General features: G+C 48.1%; 27 protein-coding genes and 1 pseudogene. 17 read left to right on the plus strand and 11 right to left on the minus strand.

What is annotated here, in order from left to right:
* Positions 1 to 17: 17 nt before the first annotated feature.
* From lsrB to lsrA, 4 genes are read right to left on the minus strand one after another with little or no spacing between them, the layout of a single operon-like run.
* Complete coding sequence (gene lsrB, locus D9738_RS16285; RefSeq protein ID WP_130260627.1) at positions 18 to 1,040, minus strand: autoinducer 2 ABC transporter substrate-binding protein LsrB; 1,023 nt, start codon at positions 1,038 to 1,040, stop codon at positions 18 to 20.
* An 11-nt stretch (positions 1,041 to 1,051) separates the two neighbouring features.
* Positions 1,052 to 2,044 (minus strand): autoinducer 2 ABC transporter permease LsrD, encoded by a 993-nt coding sequence (lsrD, locus tag D9738_RS16290; RefSeq protein WP_130260628.1) that lies wholly within the window; start codon positions 2,042 to 2,044, stop codon positions 1,052 to 1,054.
* Positions 2,044 to 3,072 carry an autoinducer 2 ABC transporter permease LsrC gene (lsrC, locus tag D9738_RS16295; protein ID WP_130209231.1) on the minus strand — a complete coding sequence of 343 codons (1,029 nt, stop codon included), beginning with the start codon at positions 3,070 to 3,072 and terminating at the stop codon, positions 2,044 to 2,046. Before lsrC ends, lsrD begins: the two co-directional genes overlap by 1 nt.
* The gene (gene lsrA, locus D9738_RS16300; RefSeq protein ID WP_130260629.1) at positions 3,066 to 4,601 is read right to left on the minus strand and encodes an autoinducer 2 ABC transporter ATP-binding protein LsrA; all 1,536 of its coding nucleotides are present in this window, start codon (positions 4,599 to 4,601) and stop codon (positions 3,066 to 3,068) included. The genes lsrC and lsrA overlap by 7 nt, the downstream gene beginning before the upstream one ends.
* A gap of 249 nt (positions 4,602 to 4,850) precedes the next feature.
* Between lsrA and lsrR the strand changes: the two genes are divergently transcribed.
* The 4 genes from lsrR to hipA all read left to right on the plus strand — a co-directional run bounded on the left by lsrR (position 4,851) and on the right by hipA (position 9,429).
* Complete coding sequence (gene lsrR, locus D9738_RS16305; RefSeq protein ID WP_130260630.1) at positions 4,851 to 5,804, plus strand: transcriptional regulator LsrR; 954 nt, start codon at positions 4,851 to 4,853, stop codon at positions 5,802 to 5,804.
* A gap of 78 nt (positions 5,805 to 5,882) precedes the next feature.
* A complete protein-coding gene (gene lsrK / locus D9738_RS16310; protein WP_130260631.1) occupies positions 5,883 to 7,475 on the plus strand; it encodes an autoinducer-2 kinase in 1,593 nt (530 codons plus the stop codon).
* 365 nt (positions 7,476 to 7,840) lie between these two features.
* Entirely contained in the window at positions 7,841 to 8,107 is a 267-nt protein-coding gene (gene hipB, locus D9738_RS16315) for a type II toxin-antitoxin system antitoxin HipB (RefSeq protein WP_130260632.1), read from the plus strand.
* Complete coding sequence (gene hipA, locus D9738_RS16320) at positions 8,107 to 9,429, plus strand: type II toxin-antitoxin system serine/threonine protein kinase toxin HipA (RefSeq protein WP_130260633.1); 1,323 nt, start codon at positions 8,107 to 8,109, stop codon at positions 9,427 to 9,429. Before hipB ends, hipA begins: the two co-directional genes overlap by 1 nt.
* A gap of 277 nt (positions 9,430 to 9,706) precedes the next feature.
* On the opposite strand, the gene D9738_RS16330 is transcribed toward hipA, so the two are convergent.
* The 6 genes from D9738_RS16330 to D9738_RS16355 form a co-directional block, all read right to left on the minus strand.
* Complete coding sequence (locus D9738_RS16330) at positions 9,707 to 10,489, minus strand: hypothetical protein (RefSeq protein ID WP_130260634.1); 783 nt, start codon at positions 10,487 to 10,489, stop codon at positions 9,707 to 9,709.
* Positions 10,490 to 10,543: 54 nt separating this feature from the next.
* On the minus strand, positions 10,544 to 12,259 hold the full coding sequence (locus tag D9738_RS16335) for a major capsid protein (protein WP_130260635.1): 1,716 nt from the start codon (positions 12,257 to 12,259) through the stop codon (positions 10,544 to 10,546).
* A 158-nt stretch (positions 12,260 to 12,417) separates the two neighbouring features.
* Positions 12,418 to 12,915 (minus strand): hypothetical protein, encoded by a 498-nt coding sequence (locus tag D9738_RS16340; protein WP_130260636.1) that lies wholly within the window; start codon positions 12,913 to 12,915, stop codon positions 12,418 to 12,420.
* The gene (locus D9738_RS16345; RefSeq protein WP_053877785.1) at positions 12,896 to 13,165 is read right to left on the minus strand and encodes a hypothetical protein; all 270 of its coding nucleotides are present in this window, start codon (positions 13,163 to 13,165) and stop codon (positions 12,896 to 12,898) included. The genes D9738_RS16340 and D9738_RS16345 overlap by 20 nt, the downstream gene beginning before the upstream one ends.
* A complete protein-coding gene (locus tag D9738_RS24920) occupies positions 13,152 to 14,015 on the minus strand; it encodes a hypothetical protein (RefSeq protein WP_201798112.1) in 864 nt (287 codons plus the stop codon). Before D9738_RS24920 ends, D9738_RS16345 begins: the two co-directional genes overlap by 14 nt.
* Before the next feature lie 276 nt (positions 14,016 to 14,291).
* On the minus strand, positions 14,292 to 15,341 hold the full coding sequence (locus tag D9738_RS16355) for an alpha/beta hydrolase (RefSeq protein WP_130260637.1): 1,050 nt from the start codon (positions 15,339 to 15,341) through the stop codon (positions 14,292 to 14,294).
* A 492-nt stretch (positions 15,342 to 15,833) separates the two neighbouring features.
* Between D9738_RS16355 and D9738_RS16360 the strand changes: the two genes are divergently transcribed.
* From D9738_RS16360 to D9738_RS16390, 7 genes are all read left to right on the plus strand, one after another.
* Entirely contained in the window at positions 15,834 to 16,766 is a 933-nt protein-coding gene (locus D9738_RS16360) for an AEC family transporter (RefSeq protein ID WP_130260638.1), read from the plus strand.
* Positions 16,767 to 16,812: 46 nt separating this feature from the next.
* On the plus strand, positions 16,813 to 17,946 hold the full coding sequence (locus D9738_RS16365; protein WP_130260639.1) for an alpha/beta fold hydrolase: 1,134 nt from the start codon (positions 16,813 to 16,815) through the stop codon (positions 17,944 to 17,946).
* A gap of 40 nt (positions 17,947 to 17,986) precedes the next feature.
* Entirely contained in the window at positions 17,987 to 18,667 is a 681-nt protein-coding gene (locus D9738_RS16370) for a heavy metal response regulator transcription factor (protein WP_130260640.1), read from the plus strand.
* Positions 18,668 to 18,682: 15 nt separating this feature from the next.
* The gene (locus tag D9738_RS16375; protein ID WP_130260641.1) at positions 18,683 to 20,140 is read left to right on the plus strand and encodes a heavy metal sensor histidine kinase; all 1,458 of its coding nucleotides are present in this window, start codon (positions 18,683 to 18,685) and stop codon (positions 20,138 to 20,140) included.
* A gap of 64 nt (positions 20,141 to 20,204) precedes the next feature.
* A complete protein-coding gene (locus D9738_RS16380; RefSeq protein ID WP_130260642.1) occupies positions 20,205 to 20,684 on the plus strand; it encodes a cupin domain-containing protein in 480 nt (159 codons plus the stop codon).
* Positions 20,662 to 21,423, plus strand: coding sequence for a carboxymuconolactone decarboxylase family protein (locus D9738_RS16385; RefSeq protein ID WP_130210828.1), 762 nt, complete (start codon positions 20,662 to 20,664; stop codon positions 21,421 to 21,423). The genes D9738_RS16380 and D9738_RS16385 overlap by 23 nt, the downstream gene beginning before the upstream one ends.
* 157 nt (positions 21,424 to 21,580) lie before the next feature.
* Positions 21,581 to 22,645, plus strand: a complete 1,065-nt coding sequence (locus D9738_RS16390; RefSeq protein WP_130260643.1) for an alpha/beta fold hydrolase — start codon at positions 21,581 to 21,583, stop codon at positions 22,643 to 22,645.
* A gap of 246 nt (positions 22,646 to 22,891) precedes the next feature.
* Here the strand turns inward: D9738_RS16390 and D9738_RS16395 are convergent, their stop codons facing one another.
* Positions 22,892 to 23,785, minus strand: coding sequence for a LysR family transcriptional regulator (locus D9738_RS16395; protein ID WP_130260644.1), 894 nt, complete (start codon positions 23,783 to 23,785; stop codon positions 22,892 to 22,894).
* 148 nt (positions 23,786 to 23,933) lie between these two features.
* Here D9738_RS16395 and D9738_RS16400 point away from each other — a divergent pair, with 148 nt between their 5' ends.
* From D9738_RS16400 to D9738_RS25190, 6 genes and pseudogenes are all read left to right on the plus strand, one after another.
* Entirely contained in the window at positions 23,934 to 24,716 is a 783-nt protein-coding gene (locus tag D9738_RS16400; RefSeq protein WP_130260645.1) for an SDR family oxidoreductase, read from the plus strand.
* A gap of 125 nt (positions 24,717 to 24,841) precedes the next feature.
* Positions 24,842 to 25,093, plus strand: coding sequence for a DUF1471 domain-containing protein (locus tag D9738_RS16405; RefSeq protein WP_130260648.1), 252 nt, complete (start codon positions 24,842 to 24,844; stop codon positions 25,091 to 25,093).
* Between the two features lie 56 nt (positions 25,094 to 25,149).
* Entirely contained in the window at positions 25,150 to 25,518 is a 369-nt protein-coding gene (locus tag D9738_RS16410) for a helix-turn-helix domain-containing protein (RefSeq protein WP_130260646.1), read from the plus strand.
* 35 nt (positions 25,519 to 25,553) lie between these two features.
* Positions 25,554 to 25,700, plus strand: coding sequence for a hypothetical protein (locus D9738_RS24800; protein WP_165383340.1), 147 nt, complete (start codon positions 25,554 to 25,556; stop codon positions 25,698 to 25,700).
* Positions 25,682 to 25,777: pseudogene (locus D9738_RS25185) on the plus strand (hypothetical protein); the annotation flags it as partial. The gene D9738_RS24800 and the pseudogene D9738_RS25185, both read left to right, overlap by 19 nt.
* A 357-nt stretch (positions 25,778 to 26,134) precedes the next feature.
* On the plus strand, positions 26,135 to 26,246 hold a 112-nt coding region (locus tag D9738_RS25190; protein ID WP_240730951.1), incomplete at its 3' end, for a hypothetical protein.

Genomic DNA, 26,246 nt, shown 5'->3' on the forward strand with positions numbered 1-26,246 from the left:
CGGTTAAGTAATGCACATCAGAAATCGTATTTGCCGATATTTTCTTTATTGAAAACCACGCGCTCCGGTAACAGTACAATGCCATTACCGTCCGCTTCGTAGTCATAGCCCTGAACGCTGTTTGGCGAGACTTCCACCTGACCTACGCCCTCGATATCCAGCTTGTCGCCCGTTTTCATTGCACCTTTTTTCAATAATGCATCTGCGACATAGACCGAAATTTTGCCTTGCTGAACCACATCCCACAGGCCAAACTCTTTCACCATGCCGCGCTCAACATACGGACGCATCACATTTGGCGTACTGAATCCGACAATCGCAACTTTGTCATTTTTCAGGTTTTCTGCGGCTTGTGCGGCAGCAGGCAGGGCGTTGGCGTCGGGGGCGATAATGACATCGAGATCGCTATAGGCTTTTAATATGCCTTCCGCAGTTTGTAACGATTTAGTGGCATCGTTATAGCCAAACTGCGTAGTGACAATTTCCCAGCCTGGATGTTCTTTGGCGATTTTCGCTTTCGCTTCTTTCACCCATTGGTTTTGGTCGGTAACCGTGGGGCTGGAGTAGAAAAACGCGACTTTGGCTTTGTCTTTATTTACCTGGCGCGCCGCCATATCCACCAACATACCTCCCAACTGGGCGGGCGTTCCCTGGTTAATGTAGTAAGAACGGCACTCCGGTTTGGTGTCAGAATCCCAGGTAAGTACTTTCACCCCACGTTGCATGGCGCGTTTCAGTGCCGGGCATAAACCATCTGGCGAAACCGCAGAAACGATAATGGCGTTATATCCCTGATTGACGAAGTTATTAATCAACTGTACCTGACCAGAAACACTGGGTTCTGTCGGCCCGTCGTAGGTCACATCAACGCCCAACTCTTTACCAGCTTGTTGTGCGCCGTTGCCACCGCTGGTAAAAAATCCCACGCCAACCAGTTTGGGAATAAATGCAATACGCTCTGCGGCCTGCACATTCATAGAGATTGCGGCAATGCCAAGGGCGCTAAGTAAGGCGATTTTCTTAAAGCGATGAAGTGTCATGAAGATATCCTTTATGGCAATGGGTTATTGGCCCGACGCGCCAGCCACTCTTTAATTTGCTGGCTATGCAGGCTAACGGAACGACCAACGACAACGACGATAAGTAGCGCACCGGAAAGGGCGCTGGACACCTGATTTGGCACTCCTGCCATTTGCAAACCTTGTTGCAAATATCCCACTAATAAAACCGCAATGGCGGTGCCGATAATGGAACCGGAACCACCATAAATATTGGCACCGCCAAGCACCACGGCGGTGATGGCGGGCATCAGAAACGACGCACCGAGATCGGAACGAGCAGAACCAAAATACGACACCAGCAACACAGCGGCGATCGCAGACGCCAGCCCCGTCATGGCATAGAGCGCACATAAGGTACGGTTAACTGGAATCGCGCTATAAACCGCCACGCGCGGGCTTTGCCCAATCAAAAACACGTTACGTCCGGCATGGGTTTTATGCAGCCAGAGCCAGAAAACGAGGAGATATATCAGGAAGATAATCAGCGGAACGGGGAGTCCCAGCACATCCAGGTTAGCGAAATCAGTAAACGCCATCGGGAATCCACCAATACCTTCGTACCCTGTCGCTCCGGCCATCCCGGAAAGCAGCAGAGCGCTTCCGGCAAACAGATACAGTGTGCCAAGCGTAATCACCAGCGGGTTAACTTTGGTATAGATGATTAATCCGGCGTTGATCAGCCCGCACAATGCGCCGAGCAGTAATGTCAGAAGAATCGCCAGTGGCATCGGCACACCACTTTGAAATAGTACGCCCAATGCAATGGCGCAAAGGCCGATGGTCGAACCAAACGAAATATCGATCCCGCCACTGACAATCACCATCGTCAGCGGTAGGGCGACAATGCCAATGCAGATAAAGTCACTGGTGCTGAACAGCAACATATTGAGATCTAACATCCGCGAGTTAATTGCACCAAATGCGACGATCTCAATAACCAGCAGTGCGGCAAGGGCCAGTTCCCAACCGTAGCGAATACGCATTACGCGGCCTCCCGTTTTTTACCTGACGAAGCGGGTTTAACGGATGGCGGTTGCGTCATAAAGCGGGCATATTTTTGCCGCCGCAGATTACGTTCCAGCGCGCAACGCAGGCGTCCATCAAACACCAGCACCGCCAGCAGAACCAGGCCCGCGATAAAATCATTCCACCATGCCGGAATTCGCAACAGCACCAGTACGCTATCGATCTGCGTCAGGAACCAGGCGCCGAGCACCGCTCCGATAATCGCGCCGGAACCGCCGAGCAAACTAATGCCGCCCAGCACGCAGGCTGCAATCGCTTTCATCTCCAACCCGGTACCGGTCTGGTTGGGGATAAACCCAATCTGCGAAGCAAACACAATTCCCGCCAACGCAGCCATGCAGCCGTTCAACGAAAATGCCACAATCCGAATGGCTTCTGTACGAACGCCCAGTTGACGAGCGCCCTGTAAATTATCGCCCGTGGCATAAAAACTGCGTCCAAACGCCGTCTTCGCCAGCAGCCAGGCCATAAATGCCACCAGAATTATCGTCAACCAACCAATCGCGGAAACGCCAAACAGTAGCGGGGCGGAGAGTTGTTTCAGTTCGGCGGGTAACCCTTCAATCCATTTACCGCCAGTCCACAGCAGCATGATGCCTCTGTACAATCCTAATGTACCGAGCGTAGCGACAATGGCAGGGATCTTTAGCCACGCGACCAGTACACCGTTGAAAAATCCCGCGAGCAAGCCGAGCAGTAACGTCGCGACACAAGCAACAGGCAGTGAATACCCCGCGTTCAGTAATATCCCCAACAGCACCGCGCACATACCCGTAATTGAGCCTACCGAAACATCAATATTGCGCGTCAGCATCACCAGCGTCGCGCCCATCGCCAGCAGGATCAAGATTTGTGCGCTGCTATAAACCATGGTCAGCGTTTGCAGACTTAAATACTGACGGTCGAGAAAACCTGGCAACAAAAACAGCAGCACCACCGCCAGCAGTGCCGTGATTTCACGGTTGTTCTGAATAAACTTCAGCATGACGCCTCCTGACGCTGACTATCGCCGAAGGCAACGCGCATAATGGTCTCGACATTAATATCGCGCCCGGTCAGTGCCGAGTGGGTAATTTCACCCTGATGCATCACATACACGCGGTCAGCCATCAGTTCGATCTCTTCCAGATCGGAGGAAATAAGCAGCACGGCCACATTTTGTGCGGCGATGCTGCGCAACAGCTGGTAGATATCATTACGCGCCGAGACATCCACGCCGCGCGTCGGCTCATCAACAATCAATACTTGCGGCGAAGCTTCCAGACATTTGGCAATCAGGATTTTTTGCTGGTTGCCACCGGATAAAGTTCGTGCAGCTTGTTCCGATTCGTTAAATTTAATATTCAGCGCGCGACGATATCGTTCCAGTGTGGCGTTATCTTTCGCGGTTTTTGCCCAGAATCCGCGTTGATTATGGGTGAGGGCGCAGACGTTCCACGCCAGCGAAGCATCGAGATTCAATCCTGAGGACTGACGATCTTCTGGTAGATAAACCAGACCGCAATGCAAACGTTCTCCGGTAGATAATTTATTGATCTCTTTACCATTCAACATGATGCACCCGCCACGCAAAGGCCGCAGACCATATAACGTTTCTGCCAGTTCAGTGCGCCCGGCCCCCACTAGCCCAGCCAGGCCAAGAATTTCTCCGGCATTCAGCGTAAAACTGACATTCATAAAACCTTCGCCAGTCAGATTTTCCAGCGCCAGTACCGATGTTCCAGCTGCATGTTGTTGGCGATTACCGGGCAACTCCAGCCATAACTTTTGACTGGCTGAGAGAGATTTTTCCCGCGTTGCTGGCGTAATGGCCTGAATGATGTCGTCGGTAGACAGCTCACTGGTTTTGCCACTTAACGCGATAGTTCCGTCGCGCATCACGCTAATCCGATCGGCAATCTGGCGAATTTCCGGCAGCTTATGTGAGATAAAAACAATACCCACGCCAGTGGCGAGTAGTTCCCGCAAACGGCCAAACAAGCGTTCGGTTTCCGCAGGGGTAAGCGACGCTGTAGGTTCATCGAGAATAAGAATTTGCGAATCGCGCATCAGACCGCGCAGGATTTCCACCATTTGGCGGTCGGCAACATCCAGTGAGCCCGCCAGACTATGCAGATCAAACTGGCAGCCCAGCGCCGCCAGCAAGTTCTTCATTTTCTGCATAGAAAGCTGTTTTTTTGCCAGCCCATACAGGATGTTTTCTTTTATCGACAGACTTGGGAAAAGCAGCGGTTCCTGGGGAACCAGATAAATACCCAACTGATGAGCATGAACTGGCGTTAATCTGGTGTAGTTGTTGCCCCCAATCTCCAGCGTACCGCTATCAGCGGGGGTAATACCGGCGATGATTTTCATTAGCGTCGATTTACCCGCGCCGTTACCGCCGAGCAGGGCGTGGACTTCCCCCTGATGCAACGTAAAATCGATGCCTTTCAGGACATTAACCCCTGAATACTGTTTATAAACCGAGCGGGCGTAAAGTAGCGGTAACGCGCGGGTATCACTCGTTTGCATATTTTCCCCCGTTCAGTTTTGCAGGTGAGTTTTGAACAAATGTAATTCTGCTTTTAATTTGTTCATAACCTTAGGTGGCTATTGCGCATAATTCCGACGAATAGATCACAATTTATGCTATTTTGATTTTTATAGTTGCGTTTGTTCATTGCTGTTTGACCAAACTGTGGTGGTTATCACAGATATAAGCGCGCAATAACTGAACAATTGCATTAAAGATTTAAATATGTTCAAAGTGAAGAATGAATTATGACAATCAACGATTCGGCAATTTCAGAACAGGGAATGTGTGAAGAAGAACAGGTCGCGCGGATCGCGTGGTTTTACTATCACGACGGGCTGACCCAGAGCGAGATTAGCGATCGCCTCGGGCTAACGCGTTTGAAAGTGTCGCGGTTACTGGAGAAAGGGCATCAGTCCGGCATTATTCGCGTGCAGATTAATTCTCGCTTTGAAGGCTGTCTGGAATATGAAACGCAATTACGTCGCCAGTTTTCATTACAGCATGTGCGGGTGATCCCTGGACTTGCAGATGCAGATGTCGGCGGGCGCTTAGGAATCGGCGCAGCGCATATGTTGATGGGATTGCTCCAGCCACAGCAAATGCTGGCGATTGGCTTTGGCGAGGCAACGATGAACACGCTGCAACGCTTAAGTGGGTTTATTTCGTCACAGCAAATCCGCCTGGTCACGCTCTCCGGTGGTGTCGGCTCTTATATGACAGGCATCGGGCAACTTAACGCAGCGTGCAGCGTCAACATCATTCCGGCGCCATTACGGGCATCTTCGGCTGAAATTGCCCGAACGCTGAAAAATGAAAACTGCGTCAAAGATGTCCTGTTAGCCGCACAAGCTGCGGATGTGGCCATTGTCGGCATTGGCGCAGTGAATCAAAAAGAGAATGCGACGATTATTCGCTCCGGTTATATCAGCCAGGGCGAACAGTTAATGATTGGTCGAAAAGGGGCCATTGGCGATATTTTAGGTTACTTTTTTGACGCTAAAGGTGACGTTGTCACGGATATCAAAATACATAACGAACTGATTGGCTTACCTTTAACCGCGATGACAACTATTCCAACTAGAGTAGGTGTCGCAGGGGGCGAAAATAAAGCCGAAGCGATCGCCGCTGCGATGAAAGGCGGCTACATTAACGCGCTGGTTACCGACCAGGATACTGCCGCTGCGATTTTACGTGGTTAATTTAGCATCACCTTATTACCGGGAACGATGGAGAACGTATAGAGGAACAGACAGAACGCTTAAGCCGAGGATAATCTAATGGCTCGACTCTTTACCCCTTCAGAATCAAAGCATTACCTGATGGCGCTGGACGCAGGCACCGGAAGTATTCGGGCTGTGATTTTCGACCTGGAAGGCAATCAAATCGCAGTAGGACAGGCGGAGTGGCGGCATCTGGCAGTACCTGACGTTCCCGGTTCAATGGAATTTGATCTGAATAAGAACTGGCAACTGGCGTGCGAATGTATGCGCCAGGCGTTACATAATTCTGGTATCGCGCCGGAATATATTGCTGCCGTTTCGGCATGTTCGATGCGCGAAGGTATTGTTTTATATAACAATGAAGGAACACCGATCTGGGCCTGCGCCAATGTGGATGCCAGAGCGGCGCGGGAAGTCAGCGAACTTAAAGAACTGCATAACAATACCTTTGAAAACGAAGTTTATCGCGCGACCGGACAAACGTTGGCTTTAAGCGCCATTCCCAGATTACTTTGGCTGGCGCATCATCGTTCTGATATCTACCGACAAGCGTCGACCATCACCATGATCAGCGACTGGCTGGCCTATATGTTAAGTGGGGAACTGGCGGTCGATCCGTCTAACGCAGGCACCACGGGACTTCTCGATCTAACCACCCGTGACTGGAAACCTGCATTGCTGGATATGGCCGGACTGCGGGCTGATATTCTTTCTCCTGTCAAAGAAACCGGCACATTGCTGGGCGTGGTAAGTTCACAAGCTGCGGAACTTTGCGGCCTGAAGGCTGGCACTCCGGTGGTCGTGGGAGGAGGGGACGTGCAACTCGGTTGCCTTGGATTAGGCGTTGTGCGTCCGGCACAAACCGCTGTTCTTGGCGGCACATTCTGGCAGCAAGTTGTCAACTTAGCCGCGCCGATGACAGACCCAGAAATGAACGTGCGCGTTAATCCCCATGTTGTTCCTGGCATGGTACAAGCTGAATCTATTAGCTTTTTTACCGGACTCACCATGCGCTGGTTCCGCGATGCCTTTTGTGCCGAAGAAAAACTGATTGCCGAACGTTTAGGTATCGACACCTATACGCTGCTGGAAGAGATGGCCAGTCGGGTGCCGCCTGGGTCGTGGGGCGTGATGCCGATATTCTCCGACAGAATGCGCTTTAAAACCTGGTATCACGCTGCGCCTTCTTTTATTAACTTATCCATTGACCCGGATAAATGTAACAAAGCGACGTTGTTCCGTGCGCTGGAAGAAAATGCGGCGATTGTATCAGCGTGTAACTTGCAGCAAATTGCTGATTTTTCGAATATTCGTCCCACATCGCTGGTCTTTGCAGGCGGAGGGGCGAAGGGAAAATTATGGAGTCAAATTCTCGCTGATGTCGCGGGATTACCCGTTAATATTCCGGTGGTCAAAGAAGCCACTGCATTAGGATGTGCCATTGCAGCTGGCGTCGGTGCCGGGATTTATTCATCAATGGCAGAAACTGGAGAACGTCTTGTACGCTGGGAACGGACGCATACACCAGACCCGGAAAAGCATGAACTTTATCAAGATTCACGCGATAAGTGGCAGGCTGTATATCAGGATCAACTGGGGCTGGTTGATCACGGACTGACGACATCGTTATGGAAAGCGCCTGGGTTATAGTTTTATTGACAGCCACATCCTGATAACCGTGGCTGTTAATTTTTGAGTATCGGTATTCCTATTTCTTTTCTTTATTAGGATTAGGTGATAACGGCTGGGCATGCCGGGAGTGAAATATATCTGCTAAACCGTATCAAGCCGCATGCCGAAGATGGTATGCGGTTTAGCATTGACGACTTTAGTCAGCAACCTCAAATGGCACATCAGCGCCGTTTTTTAATCCTCCATTTTATCCGCGATCGCGGATATCGCAGCGTTTATCCCGTAGAGCGGATAAAATGCGTTTACAGATTGACTTTATCCTCACTAAGGGATAAAACTGACAATATCCCCTTGAGCGGATAAACTTCTTGTGGACGTATGGCATGATGAGCTTTCCGATGATCTATAGCCCAACGCAATTAGCGAATGCAATGAAACTGGTTCGTCAGCAAAATGGCTGGACGCAGAGCGAGCTGGCGAAAAAAATCGGCATTAAGCAGGCGACGATTTCGAATTTCGAGAATAATCCCGATAACACTACGCTGACGACATTTTTTAAGATATTACAGTCACTTGAACTCTCAATGACGCTATGCGACACGAAAAACGCTGCGCCAGAATCAACACAACAGCAAGATCTGGAGTGGTAATGCCTAAACTTGTCACTTGGATGAACAACCAGCGGGTAGGCGAGTTAACGAAGTTGGCCAATGGCGCGCACACTTTTAGGTATGCGCCGGAGTGGTTAGCCAACCGTTATGCCAGGCCGTTGTCGCTATCGCTGCCATTGCAGAGGGGGAATATCACCTCTGATGCCGTGTTTAACTTCTTCGATAACCTGTTACCCGATAGCCCGGTTGTACGCGACCGGATCGTTAAACGTTATCATGCTAAATCCAGACAACCGTTTGATTTATTGTCAGAAATAGGGCGAGACAGCGTTGGCGCCGTGACGTTATTACCAGAAGATGAAACCGTAACGCACCCGATAATGGCATGGGAAAAGCTTACTGACGCCAGACTTGAAGAAGTATTAACGGCTTATAAAGCAGATATTCCGCTAGGCATGATAAGAGAAGAAAATGACTTTCGCATCTCAGTTGCTGGCGCGCAGGAAAAGACCGCGCTGCTCAGAATGGGCAATGACTGGTGCATTCCGAAAGGAATAACGCCGACGACGCATATCATTAAATTACCGATTGGTGAAATCAGGCAGCCCAACGCGACGCTCGATCTCAGTCAAAGCGTGGATAATGAATATTACTGTCTGCTGCTGGCGAAAGAACTCGGGTTGAATGTTCCGGACGCAGAAATCATAAAAGCGGGTAGAGTGCGCGCGTTAGCGGTCGAACGCTTTGACAGGCGCTGGAATACTGAACGAACGATTTTACTTCGCTTGCCACAGGAGGATATGTGTCAGACATTCGGTTTACCTTCATCGGTGAAATATGAATCTGACGGAGGCCCGGGCATTGCGCGGATCATGGCGTTTTTAATGGGGTCCAGCGAGGCGCTTCGCGATCGTTATGATTTTATGAAATTCCAGGTATTCCAGTGGTTGATTGGCGCGACGGACGGCCATGCGAAAAATTTTTCGGTTTTTATCCAGGCCGGTGGCAGTTATCGACTCACGCCATTTTACGACATCATTTCAGCATTTCCGGTATTGGGTGGCGCGGGAATACACATCAGCGATCTCAAACTGGCAATGGGGCTTAACGCATCCAAAGGCAGAAAAACGGCAATCGATAAAATTTATCCGCGACATTTTTTGGCGACAGCAAAGGCGCTGAAATTCCCGGAAGTGCAGATGCATGAAATCCTGAGTGACTTTGCCAGAATGATTCCCGCAGCACTGGATAACGTGAAGACTTCATTACCGGCAGATTTTCCGGAGAATGTTGTGACGGCAATTGAAACCAATGTGTTGAGGTTGCACGGTCGGTTAAGCCGAGAATACGGAATTAAGTGAGATGTGGGGTTTGGTCGTTGCTAATGAGCAGGACAATCATGACCGCTAAAGACTGGATTTTCCCTTTGTTTATGTTGGTGCGCATAATGTATATTTAGGTTAAAGAAATCAACCACTTACATAATTATATTAGATCGATACGATCGAAGATGTCAATCAAAGACGAATGCCACCACGCATCGAACGAGCTTTAAAGTTTCGCTTATGCGTCTTTGCGTACTTGCGGAACGAACGGCGGGAAGAACGCTTGGACATACGACGGCGAGAACGAGCCATATTACCTCCGATAGTTGTTAATCAATTGCTGTTGGAACTGATTAGGGGGGAGGCGTCCCCCCTTGTTTACTTTCTTCGCAGAGTTCGAGTCAGACGGGTAATCACGTTGCAAAGAACGCAGAAAAGTATTAACGCCGCCAACGATACCACCGCGAGAAGCATCCATATTGACACGTGCACTTTCAGCTCCAGTTGGTGTATTCAAATAATCAGCCAGAACCTTGTCCTGTACAGTCTGATACTGTGTTCTAATCCGCTGCGCAGAACTGAGGCCTGTCTGTGCTTCAATATTGGCACGGCGGGAGGCCTCGGTCAAAACCTGCTGATTAATCAGATTCGACTGCGATCGCATGTTATCGGCACTCTGAATGGCTTGCGCAGCCTGAGCCTCTTTGAGCTTCACATCAGCCGCGCTATTCGCAATCTGGTTACGTTGTAACGCAATCTGAGACTCAATACCTTCACGGGCTGCTTCTTGCTGCTCACGCTTCGTTAAGGCGTCAAATACGCTGACCGCAGAATTAACCACACCGGAAAAATCGGCAGGCTGGGCGGCCTGAATACCTGACGAACTGACGGAACCAAGACCACCGGAACCAGTAACGGCCAGAATGGGGTTAAGGCCAGCTTTCCGTAAATCCTGCACACGGTACTGGATGCCGTTTTTGGCCAAATCCATCGTTAATTTATTGGCACGGTTAGCGGAATCCTTCGCAGAGTTCGCGCCAAGCAGGGAACCAGCAATGGAACCAGCGGCACCAACGGCAGATGATAAAAAGCCCATAATTTCACCTCATGAAAAAAAGGCCTCCGCAGAGGCCAAAAGTGACAATGTAACTTAGAAATGGTCGATAAGACCTGGTACTGAGTAAACAGGCATAGGCCGCACACACTTCAAGTCGAAGAACGCATCCATGATGAACTGGGGTTCGTCCTGTACGGCGAGGACGCGCTTCATCGGTGGATTCTCCTCGATAAACTCCTGATTCAGTGCGGGCAGAGAGTCGAACCGCTGGGCTAAATGCCACACGTCGAGGGATTGCGGGTCGGTAGAACGCAATTTACCAGTAATCTGGGACGGTCGGTAGCGGTACTCCGCGTAACGTTCCTGGTAGCCAAAGACTTCATCATCCTTGGCGTTGCCTTGCGCGTAAATCTCCTTGTTAAGAATAGCCTGTTCGCCCAGGTGAGCCAGTGCAGGCCAGTAGAAATCAAAGCGGGTCTGGCGGGAGAACATGCGCGGGATGCCTTGCTGGTAGGTCAGGTCAGCACGAACGCTGACGAGGCCAATCACAAAGCAATGCTCAACGAACGAATGCGAGAAACCACGGTTCACACCACCGGAAACGCCATAAGCAGCCAAGTTACCTTGCGGGCTGGCGTCGGTCGTCGCGGAGTTCTGAAGCACGGGATTAATATTTATATCGAACGAACCAGAGCCAAGATACTCAGGACGCTGAACACGGGCATCAGGAGAAATAACGCCAAAATGACTGCGAATAATCTCAATGTATCGCGTACCACCGCGAGCATCACGCTCAAGCAGCCGCTGGAGCTGGAACGCCTGACGCAGCGAGTTAATCGTGAGGTTATCAACAACTTCACCACCTTCCTTATTCAACGTAACCGGAGGCTGATTGCGGCTAAATCCACCAATAACATCAATGCGACCAGTGGAGGGCGACATAGGAGGCCATTCCAGCGGATTGCTGGGATTCCTGCCGTCACTCATATAAACCGCATTACCATAAGAATTAGATGATGCACTTTCATTGCCAACGTTATTACGGGCAAGATAAGTCGGATTGTGCGGAGTCATATCCCCATCAACACCAACGCCATAAGAAACAAACGGCAGGCCATCAGGATAAGTAGGGAAATCGAGCGTATACGACGGCGGAACGCCTAAACCAATCTCAACGCCTTCACCTTTCTGAGGCCACGGCAGGGCACTTGTGAAGTAATCGTGACGCTTGGCACGCTTACGCAGCGGGAAATTGGCGAGCCCTGTTTCTTCCTCATCGCCAAGCGGAAGCGGGGCGGAATTAATCAGGTTTTCATCACGATACCACTCGTTATAAATCAGGTTATAAGCGCGGAACGGCAGGGCGCTTACGCTGATACCTTCAACACCTGTGGGAACGCCAAAGTAATCGGCAAGGGAGCCAACAGGGAAACCGCCTGCAGGGGCTTTAATCTGCGGGATTAAATAATCCGTAGAATCACCAGGGTTCTTCTGTTCTCCGTTGAATTTCTGCCAGTTATCCCAGACGAGGCGATAAGGTACAGAAAAATACTGAATATCCAGACGTAGATTATCCATGAAAGGAACCACGGGCGTGGAAAGACGCGCGAGAACACTCGTTTTAAGGTGGAACGTATCACCCGGCAAAGCCTCATCCAGAAACACGGGAATCAAATAACCAGCGTCAAAAGTGGTTTTATAACCAGAGCTACGGTTAAAGACCGAACGCTGAATATTGGCACTCGGGATTACTGAAAAATTATGCTGACTTTTTGCATTACTAGGTACTTTACGACCGAATTTACTCATAAACCCCCCTCGGGAATTTCGAACAAATACTATACAAACTACTGTATAAACTGACACCTTTTTCAAGGCTTCGTGGGAGCCGCCTGTGAATTTCGGTGTCACCTGGCACAGTTACATCAAGTAGGGCGCTGTGCCAGGCTGAAGGGCCGGAGCCGTCTTCAGGTTTTGGCAGGTTCGGAACCTGCATCTGGTGCTTTATTCATTTCAGCACCGGAACGCTCCCGCGGGGACGCCGGAGCAGGTTCCGACTCGCGAACCTTCGGTTCGGTCGCCGAAACCTCTCCGCCGCTCAACAATCCAAGCTCACGCGCTTGATTCCAGTTTGCTGGATTACTCATCCACTCAACGTACTGTTTAACGTTATTACCAAACATCGAGCGAATCGTGGACGGCAGGCTCTTAAAGTCGTCGTGAACGTCGTCAATTAAAGCCATTGCGTCCACGTAATCAGTAATCGCGGATGCATCGTAGAATTCAGCACGTTGAGCACTGGTAAAGACTGTCGTGTCTCCCGTTCTTATCGCACGCTCAACAATCTTGTTAATGTCGCACTCGTCGCGGAAATGCTGCTGGGTCATCGTCGGTTCTTTGAACTCGATGCCGGGCGACGGTGGCGGGTTATAGCGGGTATGAAACTTAGGCTTCGATGTACGCATCTTCAGAATCCTTCAGGAACGCCGGAGTAGCTTCACAAACATAAACACGGTCAATATCGACCGGAACCAGCTGCTGGTCAGCAAAATCATAAGCAGTCACACGGTGCAACGAAAAATCAGTGCGCTGCATACGGTTACAGAACGCGTGCAAATGTCCTTTCGCAATACCGTCATGCTGGGCCATAAACATAAAAACATCAGCATTAATCAGCTTGTCGTGAATTACATAAACTGCATCAGAGTGAGCCATTTTCTAATTTCCTCATCATTCGCTGGAATTTAACCAGATTAAATTTATCCAAATCCTGCAAACGCCACGGGTCTAATACCTGGGCATTTAACTGTCGTCGTTCTTTATTTTGCTGCAACTTCTCAAAATCACAGCCTGATAATAACTTGTCATAATAGCGGGGCGGTTTTATCTGACGACCGCCGCGACCAATACAAGCATCTGAATTAACTATGTCATCGTAATATTCCATAAAAAAATCATAGCCAATACCAGGCCTGTTGCTCATAGCCGAAAACTCGGGTATGCGATGTCCATAATGCTCATCTGCACGGGAACCGGTGACTTTTTTAACACAGTATCGCGCCACGTAAGCAGCCGACTCAAAACTAAAAGCAGCAACAACAGACCAACCAAAAGTCCAACATCTTTCAAGAAGCGAAGACCTATATAAATTAAATCTTCCAGCCTTGTGTAATGTCTTATCCGGAAAGTCATATCCAAAAATAATCGCATGATAATGCGGACGCTCTAATTTAGAGCCATATTCACCACAGCCGAAAAAACGAATCGAAATATCATCAACAGCCAAAGCCTTACGTAAACGCTTCATAAAATCGGTGAAATGTTTACGAACGAGAGTACCGCCTTCAGGTAAATTCTCAGGCGAATAAGTCAGAGTAATAAAACAATTGTGATCGTGCATGTGGGCTTCATGAACGCAGCGGGTCGCCCAGTCACGAGAGTGAGCAAGACGGCAACCGATGCACTGACCGCAGGGCAACTGAATGAATTTAGCGCCACGTGACGGCGTGAAAAAAATCTTCCCCGATGGCATCTGGTACGCGTTCAAAGGACGGGTACAAGCCATGACACACCTCCATAATTTACGTATGCGCACCTTAGTGCGCATAATGTATATTATGTTAAATGATGAATTGGATTGGATAAGCAACGTCTTACACCCACGTCTCGCCTCGTGGAGTCAGCAAATGACTACCCTATTGTCGGAATCTTGATTCCCCAGGATGCTGGAGCTCTCTTTCAATTTTCTAACTACCCCGCCAACTTGTTTTTTAAAGTGGACAGTGGCTACAGTTGATGGATATCCCCCAGCCTGTACGGCTGGGGATCCCCTGGAGGGTAACTAGATATTCTTATGGAAGAAAACGTCTAACTTTTGCGTCGCCTGGTCAACGTATTCTGGCACCCAATATGTCTCAATGTGGGTAGCACCATCGATCAGGAAGAGCTCTTTGTCCTTCGTACCGGTAGCTTTAGCGAACGCATCTTTAGTCATATAGAGCGTATCCGCTTTGGAACCGGCAATCATTAGCAGAGGTTTATTGATCAGGTTGATATGGTCCGTCACGTCAAAGTTCATCAAGTCTAACAGACTGCTCGTGGTGTATTTAAACGTTGAGTTTGGATGTGCGTGGGTTTTCCAGTAGTACTCGTAGCCCTGGCGATATAACGCAAAAGGTAATTTAGCGATCTGTTCATCAGTCAGGTTGGCATCACCGGAGTAAAGCACTTCGCCACCGGCCACTTCCTGAGCTCGTGCATCTGAAGCCTGCTGAAGACGTTGTTGAATAGTATCCAGCTGTGAATCCTGCATACCATTGCGCCGTACAAGTCCTGAATTAAACATGCTAATGGTTGCAATCGATTTGAATCGTTTGTCCGTCTCGGCGGCAGCAAGTGAATACCCTCCTCCCCCGCAAATCCCCAACAAACCAATACGGGTGCTATCAACACCGGGATACTGGCTGATGAAATCAGCCATACCGTGGATATCTTCAATACGATTCGCAGGTTTGTCTACGTTACGTGGCAGCCCTCCGCTGGCCCCTTGATAAGCAGCATCGGCGGCGATGGTAATATATCCGTGTTCAGCCAGGCGTTGGGCATATAATCCGGCGACCTGCTCTTTTACACCGCCATTAGGGTGAGCCACCACTATTGCCGGATATTTTTTCGCAGGGTCATAGTTAGCAGGTGTATACACATTCGCTGCAATCTGAATGCCATGCAGATCATATTTCACAGGATGGATATTGACCTTACCTGCGACATTTTCGGTGATAGCCCCGTCATAGACGAGAGTAAACGGATTCTTTTTGTAATCTGCTGCATTTGCTGAAGTGATACCGACGACTGCCGTCATCAGCATTGCACTTAAAAGTGTCAATTTCATGGTTTCTCCCGATAAAAATGCGTGTTCATAAGGCAACCGAGATGGAACATTCAGACACAGAGTAGAGAGAAAAAACTGTCAGTATCATGACCGCTAAATAACATTTTTGTCAGGAAGTCCCCAGCTCATCGTGTTTTCCGTTGAGGACGGTTGAAATACGCTTTCCCGGGTCTGATTTATGAATCAGGCTGATTAACCCTATCGGTAAAGCTCTCTCAAATGAACATAAATATGTTGCTATACTCTAAATAATTCGAGTTGCAGGAAGGCGACAAGCGAGTGAATCCCCAGGAGCTTACATAAGTAAGTGACTGGGGTGATCGAACGCAGACGCAGCACATGCAACTTGAAGTATGACGAGTATATACTCATTCTGACTTAAGCGGCCGTGATATACCCCGTATAAAATAAGTCACTCATAACATTTCGACGAATAAAATTCGCAGCGTCCTGGTTGATAACTATTATATATACCATGGCAAGGATATTAATATGGCGACACTTGAGCAACTTATTATTTTCTTTCTTCTTATTGGTATTGGCGTTATAGCACGTAAAGTGGGCGTTATTACACCGGGAAACACGCCCCAACTCACATCTCTTGTTTTTAATTTTGCGATGCCAGCTATTATACTTTCCGGGGTTACGACTGATCAGCCACATATTTCCGGAAAGGAACTTTCCATCGTACTTGCATCCGCATTCACTACACTTATTTTACTGATTATTTGCAGTCGTATGCTGGCAAGAGTTTTACGCTATGAAAGAGAATACTATGGTGTGATTACTGTCATGACAACATTTACTAATGTTTCCATGATGGGGATCCCAATGATATATTCTTTATATGGCGCCAACGCCATGATTTATATCACTGTCTTTTTACTCCCATATAACTTATTGTTCTTTTCATATGGTTATCACTGCATGAAAGACCAGAGTGGTAATGCTGAAACACTTAGCTTGAAAAATATGTTAAACGTTATCAATCCGGGGATCGTTGCCTGTATTCTTGCTTTGCTTTTATATATTTCAAATGTGCATATTCCTTACATCATTGCACAACCAATAAAAATGCTGGGCGCAATAACTGGCCCGGTTTCAATGCTACTGATAGGCTCATTCCTGTTAGACATCGAATGGAAATCTGTTTTTAAAGATGTGAAAGTATGGATATTCACTTTTTTTAAAATGGTCATCATTCCGCTTGTTATTATATTAATAATGAAGTTATTCATTAACGATGGGCTACTGTTGGGTGTCCTGCTTGCTGCGGTAGCAACGCCAGCTGGTGCAGGAACGCCCTTATTGGCTCAGATGTTAAATAAAAAAGTTTATCCGTTAGCTCTTAAAGGTGCGACATTAACCACACTGGTGTCACTTATTACGATGCCTCTCGTGGCAATGATGACGGGTATTGGATAAACCAGGAGCGCTATTTTAAACCATAATAAAACATCAGAGATAATATATGAACCATAACACTCCATTCAAAAAAACGGTCGGTAATATCTTGTTGTCCGGACTAATATTTGCCGTTTCTGGTTGCACAACGCACAGCATTCAGAGCCAAAGTACAGAACCGCATATTGTATTACAAACTCAGGGAAGCTTTGCTGTGGGAGGCACAACAGTCAAGCATTCAGGAACATTTTCAGAACAAAATTTTCTCTCCCCTGATGGTCAAACCGCTTATGGCGATCATGCTTATGTCTTCTACCAAATTCCGGTAAATGCACATAAATATCCGCTGGTCTTCCAGCATGGCGGTGCTCAAACAAAAAGAACATGGGAAAGTACACCAGATGGACGCGATGGATTTCAGAATATTTTTCTGAAAAAAAATTATAGTGTTTATCTCGTTGATCAACCACGCATGGGTGAAGCCGGTTTATCGACCAAAGATGATACGGGTAAAAATCCCTGGGCGGGCAATCCTATGTATGCCGACAAGACGTTTTTTCTGTTGTCCCGTGTTGGCAATGAACAGGGTGTTTTTAAAAATTCGCAGTTCCCTGACAATCCTGCAAGTATTGAAGCATTCCAGCGTTCCTGGAATCCCTATTCAGGAGAACTTGATAATGACCTGAATGCGAAAACACTTGCACAGTTATTTGAAAAAATTGGTCAGGGTATTTTAATCACTCACTCGATGGGCGGCACTATTGGCTGGAGAACGCCCTTTTATACCGACAAGGTAAAAGCCATTGTTGCTTATGAGCCAGGCGGAACACCATTTATCTTCCCGGAAAATGAGATGCCAGCACCGGTGAAGACGACATTTGCACCATTGAGCGCTTCCGCGATGGGAGTTCCCATGAACGAGTTTCTCAAACTCACGCGAATCCCAATCGTTATCTATTATGGCGATTTTATTGCTGAAAAACCGGATGCTGCCGTTGGCCCGGATAAATGGAGAAGTGAATATGAAATGGCAAAGCAATTTGTCAAGACAGTTAATCGTCACGGTGGAGACGCCACCCTTGTCCATCTTCCTGATATTGGCATCAAAGGCAATTCTCATTTCCTGATGGCGGAAAAGAATAATCAGGAGATTGCCGGAATACTGGCATCGTGGTTACACGATAAAGGACTCGATAAATAAATCAGCACCCTAAAGCCATAGGTGTAGAGGGATGAATATTATGCGCCTTTTAATTATAGAAGATGAAGAGAAAACATCGACGTATATCAGTCGTGCATTAAAAGAATCGGGGTTCATCGTTGATATTTCAGCCGATGGCGCTGAAGGGCTTCATTACGCGCTGGAATTAGACTACGACGCGATAATTCTTGATGTGATGCTACCGGGAATGGATGGTTATCAAGTGCTGGAAGGCGTCCGGGCCAGAAAACAGACACCCGTGCTGATGCTGTCAGCTCGGGGCTCGGTCGACGAACGCGTCAAAGGGCTTCGTATGGGCGCGGATGATTATCTCCCTAAACCCTTTTCACTCATTGAATTGGTGGCGCGTATTCAGGCGTTGGTACGTCGCCGCCCTACCGATGGCGCAGACATCACTCAACTTCACATTCAGGATTTGCATCTCGACTTACTGGCGCGCAGGGTATTTCGCGGTGGAACGAGACTGGAACTAACCGCAAAAGAATTTTCCCTGCTGAGTCTGCTCGCTCGTCATCAGGGAGAGATTTTGTCAAAGATGATGATTGCCGAACAAATCTGGGACATGAATTTTGATAGTGATGCCAATGTAGTTGAAGTCGCCATTAAACGTTTACGCGCCAAAGTTGATGCCCCATTCGACGTTAAGCTACTTCATACCGTGCGCGGCATGGGGTATGTCCTCGAAGTCCGGCCTGAGTAAATAAAGAGGATAAGCATGGTTAAGCGTTCTATCTCTGTCCACCTGGCGCTGATGTTTGCTTTATCTGCGCTGCTGATTGTTTCCGTAATTGGCATCCTGCTCAGAAGCTCTTTGCATGATTCCTTGCAAAAACAGATGCACAACGAACTGTTGTTCAGGGAATCATTGATGAGCCCGTGGATCACCGCGCGAACCACGGCCGATGGTTGGTCTACGCTTGCCAATAAATTCACCGTATTAGCCAACTCCGAAGGTGAGCGTGTTCGCTACTGGATTGTCAGCGATAACCCGCGTTTTAGCGTGGGAGGAATGCCGCCGGTGGGAGTTCAGTGGTCTTCTTTACGGGAGGGATTTAATAAAGTACCCGGCACATCAGAGAGCGCATGTTCACTGTTTTTGTTAGTGAAAACGATCCCGGCAAACGGTGAAAGACCTGAGTTACGTTATGTGGTCGCCATTGATTCCACGCCGTACATGGGAACGCTCAATGCCTTTACGCGGACACTGCTGATCATTGCGGCTCTGGGCGTAGCGATCGTTGCCCTGCTGGGCTACGTTGTTTCAAAGATTGGCCTGCGTCCGGTGGGTATGCTCAGTAAGCAGGCGCAACATCTCGCCCCTGGGGACCATAGACAGCGACTGGACGCCAGAGCCTTACCCGAAGAGTTACAACAACTGGCCTCATCATTTAATGGCGTGCTGGAGCGCCAGGAAATCGCCTGGCGGCAACTCGAAAGTTTTAATGCCGATGTTGCTCATGAACTCCGCACGCCGCTGACTAACCTGATTGGCCAGACGCAACTGGGGCTATCACGACGACGCTCTCATGAGGAACTGGAAGAATTACTGGGCTCGAATCTGGAAGAACTTGAACGTATGACGTCCATCGTCAATGACATGCTGTTCCTGTCTCATGCCCACGCAGGAGAACATGCTTCTCAGCTTACACAAGTCTCCTTGCGAGAAGAAACCCTTAAGACAGCACTATTTTCCAGTAAATTGGCCAGTGAGCGGTGGAACAGCCGCCGATCGATAAACGCAGTAACATCGCCTTCAACATCCAACAAAAGCTGTTTTTCAGTAAATGAGGGCTCGACATATTCTGCTAGACATTCCCTTTCCAATAGCACTATTACTGTGCGCTTAAGCGAAAGGGATAATCAGGCCTGTGTTGAAGTTTCCAATCCAGGCAATCCGATAGCACCAGAACACTTACATCGGCTTTTTGAGCGGTTTTATCGCATCGACACTTCACGAGCAAGGAGTGATGCCCATCATGGGTTGGGCCTGTCGATCGTGCGTGCCGTCGCTATTATGCACCAGGGTGATGTCTTTGCCCGTAGTGAAGGTGGCATCAATACATTTGGCCTCACTTTTGCGCTGAAAGCGGATAAAACGGTGAGCAATGCACCTTCAGGCACTGAGTCTGGAGCAACGTTAACTGACAAAATTGTCAGCGAGGCGTCAGCCTGACGACATGTCCGTCTGAATAGAATCATTGTCTCCCCTCCTGTCACCGTAGATAAGGACGCGTTGTATGATCAGACAGTTACATTATCTTGGGCTACTACTGCCTCTCTTCACAACTTCATCATGGGCTGCGGAGCAAAATTCCACTGTCCATATCGCCCCCGCCGGAAGCCAGACTGCGGTGTATGGCTCGGCGGAGAATTTTACCGGTCGTGTCCGGGTTGATCCTCTGTTCAACGCTGACAACGACATCCGTGTTTCCGCGGCTTATGTCACCTTTGAACCTGGTGCCCGCTCCGCCTGGCATACGCATCCAGCAGGTCAGCGACTGATTGTGACCTCTGGTGTTGGACTCACCCAACAAGAAGGCAAGCCGGTGCAGGTGATCCGTGCTGGCGATGTTGTCTCTTGTCCGGCGGACGTTAAACACTGGCATGGGGCGGCCCCCGGTAGTGCGATGACACATCTGGCAATAACCGGCGTGGTGGATGGCAAAAGCGTTAACTGGAAGGAGTTAGTGACAGATGAACAATACCACGCCCATTAAGATATTAACGGCAGCGGTACTGCTCACCTTTGGTTTTGCGCTTACCGCAAATGCTGCGCTCATCAATAAAGGAGTTACCGAAATGAATCATGAATATACGGTTTCAGATACGCTGTCAGCTCGCCAGCAGGCCATTCCGTTGATTGCCGCATCAATGGCCAGCAGTCAGATGGATAAGCTGAATGCAGCGCTTAATCAAGGACTTGATACAGGACTCACGATAAACGAAGCTAAAGAAATTCTCATCCAGCTCTATGCCTATACGGGATTCCCCCGCAGCCTGAATGCACTGAATGAGCTGATGAAAGTCGTCGAAACACGTAAACAACGTGGCATCGAAGACATTGAAGGTAAAGCGCCGATCGCCCCGATTCCCGTCGGGGATGAGCTTCGCCGTGTCGGTACCGCAAACCAGACGAAAATCTCAGGAGCGCCTGTTCAGGGGCCACTGTTTGATTTTGCGCCAACAATAAATCAATTCCTGCAAACACATCTGTTCGGCGATATTTTCGCTCGCGATAACCTCGACTGGCAAAGCCGTGAACTGGCAACAGTTGGCGCATTAGCCGCTACGCCAGGCGTTGAAGCCCAGTTACTGTCACATACGCGAGCAAGTATGCGAGTCGGTCTGACGGCAGCGCAGTTACGACAGTTAGCACAGGTTCTGCGTGAACATGGCGACAATGATGCAGCCACAAGAGCTGAAGAGGCACTGCGAAAAGCGCTTGAGAACAAATAGAGACGGTCGTCATGCAGACTCTCCCCTGGGCAGTGCACATACGTGATTCATCCTCTGCATTTATGAATCCGCCAAATAAAGGCAATCAAGGGGGAGAAATAATTAACGCTGGCAACTCAGATATGATTAAACGGCAACCATAACAGAGGATGTGATTTTGAAAACGGTCTTAAAAATGCTGGCCATCTGCATGATGGCCGGAGGCCTGGGGGCGCAGTCTGTATACGCCGAACCATTGGTCATTCAGGAGCAAGGAAGTTTTTCTGCCGGAGGCACCATCATCACCGCCCCGGGAACATTTGATGCGAAAAAGCCGCTGGACTCTGCAGGTCAAACTTATCATGGCGATCATGCGTCGGTGTTCTATCAAATACCGGAGAATCCGCATAAATATCCCATAGTTATGCTGCATGGCGCGGGCCAGTCTTCTCGTACCTGGGAAAGTACGCCGGATGGTCGAGAAGGGTTCCAGAACATATTCCTGCGCCGCGGATTCTCCACGTATATTGTCGATCAGCCGCGTCGGGGTGATGCCGGACGTACCACTGTAGAAGGTACGGTTACACCAAAACCTGATGAGCAGATGTGGTTTAACCAGTTCCGTGTTGGCGTGTGGCCAGAGTATTTTAAAGGCGTCCAGTTTTCCCACGACAAAGAGGCACTAAATCAGTATTTCCGCCAGATGACTCCGAATACAGGGCCATTTGATGTCAATGTCATCTCTGATGCGATGTCTGCCGTAGTGGATAAATCAGGCCCGGCAATCCTCTTTACCCACTCTCAGGGTGGTGGACCAGGCTGGTATACCGCGATGAAAAACAACAAGGTCAAAGCCATTGTCGCCTTCGAGCCAGGCAGCGGTTTTGTGTTCCCGGAAAAAGAACTCCCTGCCCCTATGCCTAGTGCGTTCGACACGCTGAAGGGTGAATCCGTGCCAATGGAACAGTTTATGGCGCTGACTAAAATCCCGATTTTGATTATTTACGGCGATAACATACCGGATAAACCTGTAGCTATGCCCGCACAGGACAGCTGGCGAGTACGGCTGGCAATGGCGCGTAAGTGGCGTGACGTGGTTAACAAGCATGGTGGGGATGTGACGGTGACGCATCTGCCTGAGGCTGGAATCAGAGGTAATACCCACTTCCCGTTTTCCGACCTGAATAATGTGCAGATCGCTGATTTGGTGAGTCGGTTTTTGAAAGAGAAAAATCTGCAATAGCCATTTTAGAAGATCACCTTAAACGTTTAATAGAGCGCCTAACCTTCAGTGGGCGCTCATCGTATTGTGTAGCTTTTTCTGATGGAGATTCACAGCCTCGAAGATGTTTGCTCTGTTCACTGCTGTATCAAGCTTTCAACGTTACTGAAGCGCTGGCCTTCGCCGTATTAAAGCGCACTGACCTACAGGCGTGCAGTGAAAAAGGTCATTATGCCCGCGCAAGGCCCACAGCAAAATGTGGACCCGTTATTCCGCGTAGCGAAGTGCATCAATCAACAGCGCAAAAGCAGGCGGATGCTGCTTACGGCTGGGATAGTAAAGGTAATATCCGGGAAAAGTTGGACACCACTCCTGTAAAACCTGAATAAGCTCGCCTGACGTTACATAATCCTGAATCGCGTCTTCGGGAACACAGGCGATACCAAATCCTGATAATGCGGCATCAATTCTTTCTGGCAGCAAATTAAACGTCAGTTGCCCATCAACTCTGACCCGTAACGGTTTCCCTTCGCGTTCAAACTCCCAGTGATAAAGTCCACCGGCCGTTGGCAGACGCATATTGATGCAGCGATGATTTTGTAGTTCGTGAGGCGTTTCAGGCGCAGGGTTTGCAGCAAAATACGCCGGCGATCCCACCATGGCCATCCGCATATCCGGCCCAATTCGCACTGCAATCATATCCTTATCCACACTTTCACCCAGCCGGATCCCGGCATCAAAACGACCTTCAACAATATCGACAAAACCGTTATCCACCACCAGTTCGACATTGATTTCGGGATACTCTCTAAGGAACGGTTTTAGCTTCGGCCAGACCAGACTGCGCGCAGCATGTTCCCCGGCGGATAAACGAATATTCCCGGAGGGCTTGCCATTCAGTTGGATAAGTGATTCCAGCTCGCGCTCAAGCTCATCTATACGTGGCTCAAGACAGGCAATTATTCTCTCCCCTGCTTCCGTGGGAGCCACGCTACGGGTAGTTCGGGTTAAGAGACGGATATTTAACCTTTCCTCCAGTGCCTTCATTGCATGGCTAAGTGCAGACTGAGAGACGCCGAGTTTGCTCGCTGCTTTGGTAAAACTTCGCTCTCTTGCCACCACAAGAAAGATTTGCAGTTCGTTGAAGTTTTCTTTAAGCATTGACGATTTCCTTGTAGAAGCATTCCCTTCAAAGCGCATTCATGAAGGGCGTTCATAGACACAATCATTTTAGCCTCATTACTGGCAATAATGATAATTGATATTCTGGCTGTATCAAAAATAAGGCTGAATTATCAGAAGGTTTATCATGAAAATACTCGTTGCTGGCGCAACAGGAAGCATTGGTATTCATGTTGTGAATACTGCTATTGCAATGGGCCATCAGCCAGTGGCTCTGATCAGGAATCGGCGGAAAATCAAGTTACTCCCTCCTGGAACAGATATTTTCTATGGCGATGTTTCAATACCTGAAACACTCACCGATTTACCGAAAGATATTGATGCCATCATTTTTACACTCGGCTCCGATGGTCAGGGACGTATTGGTGCCAGAGCGATAGATTACGGCGGTGTACGTAACATTTTGCGAATATTCATGGATACACCTGTTCGCATCGCCCTGATGACAACGATTGGCGTTACTGAGCGGCTCAGTAGCTGGAATCAACGTACTGAAGTTCATGACTGGAAGAGACGAGCTGAACGCCTGGTCAGAGCCAGCGGACATATCTACACTATCGTCAGACCCGGCTGGTTTGATTACAACAATGATGATGAGCACAGAATCGTCATGCTTCAGGGGGATAGGCGCCATGCGGGAACGCCAGAAGATGGTGTTATCTCCCGGGAACAAATCGCCCGGGTACTGGTAACGGCCTTGAGCAATGATGCGGCTAAAAATAAAACGTTCGAACTGGTCGCAGAGCGAGGAGAAGCACAGCAGGATCTCACCCCTCTGTTTGCAGAGCTGCAGAGTGATAATCCCCAAAAAAATGATGGGGTTTTCGATGTAGACAATATGCCCCTTACTGAAGAACCTGAGTGCGTTATTAACGACCTGAATCTGTATTCGAAAAATTCAAAAATCTGACAACGCTGTCATATGACAGTCAGTCTTATGATAGCTTAGAACTGTATATTTACAGATCAAGAAGGAGGAAGCTCCTTCTGATATTCGTCAACTTCCAAATATATCGTTTAAAACAGGTATCAGATATGAAAGCACTACTAATTACTGCATTATTCATGGGATTCATTTCGGTAAATACTGCATCTGCTGCTGAGGAGATTCGTCATGCAGATGGCAAAGAAAAGATTGGTGTAGTCTCAGCCAGTAATGCCCTGACGCTTGATGAATTATCGAATGCACTTTCTCGTAAAACTGATGAGCAAGGAGCAACATCATTCAAAATTCTGTCAACCACGGGGAATAACCGGTTGCACGGGGTTGCTGAAATCTATAAGTAAGTAATTAGCATTTTGAACAATATATGTCACAGCCCTCTTATAGTTAGCGTCGTCTTATGTCCAGAACAGAAGATATTATCGATGAGGTAACTCAATGGATTGATTCAAACATACATAAACCGCTGAAGATAGACGATGTTGCTACGCGGGCTGGATATTCTAAGTGGCATCTTCAGCGGATTTTTGTACAGATAAAAAAAGTTAGCCTTGGGAAATATATCAAAGATAAAAAACTTAGTCTTGCAGCTAAAGATCTTGTCGGGACTAATGAGTCTGTGATGAGCATCGCCTATAAATATGGGTTCGATTCACAACAGACCTTTACTCGGATTTTCTCTAAAAAATACAAATTGTCACCATTAAAATATAGAAACACCGAAAGGATAAAAAACATTAACATTTTAAATAATTTCACACTTACGTAGTATCACTTAAATAGTAATTTGTTCTGCATAAAGCCGTGGGCGGCAGCGGTGTTGGCGAACTCTCCTCTTCCAGCCTGAAACGCTGGAGCGCAGCTATTACGGTAAAAGAACAAAACGAACCTGTAGCACAAGTTTCACAGTGGAAGCGTTATGATTCCCGGACATCCACCAACCGACAGTAGAAAACGTTAACACTAATGTTAAACAACATCTTACCCATCCGGTGAATACTTATACCGGAGTATTACTGCCGAAATAACAACTTACCCCACGAACAATGTTGGCGGGGATTCTGGTAATTATATTTTTTTATTCGATAATCTTTAAAAACGTTCAAAAAATTAACCACTAACTAATAATGATATTTTATTGGCTAATTTTTACGTGATAATAACGGCAGGTAAAAAAACACATTAAAATAACACTAAAAAGATCGAAATTATCATTAGTATATTGCTCATCCTTTTGTTTTTACTTAAAAAAACATAATGCAATTATTGTCAAAAACCAAACAAGATTAGGATTTTGTTATTTAAAACCCAGACCATTGAGCTTGCTTACTTTATCGATAAATCCTACTTTTTTATTGCGATCCAATCATTTTAAGGAGTTTGAAATGGATAAGAAGCAAGTAACGGATTTAAGGTCGGAACTACTCGATTCACGTTTTGGTACAAAATCTATTTCCACCATCGCTGAATCTAAACATTTTCCGCTGCATGAAATGC

Origin of the sequence: Escherichia sp. E10V5 (assembly GCF_004212315.1) — a bacterium.
Taxonomy (GTDB): domain Bacteria; phylum Pseudomonadota; class Gammaproteobacteria; order Enterobacterales; family Enterobacteriaceae; genus Escherichia.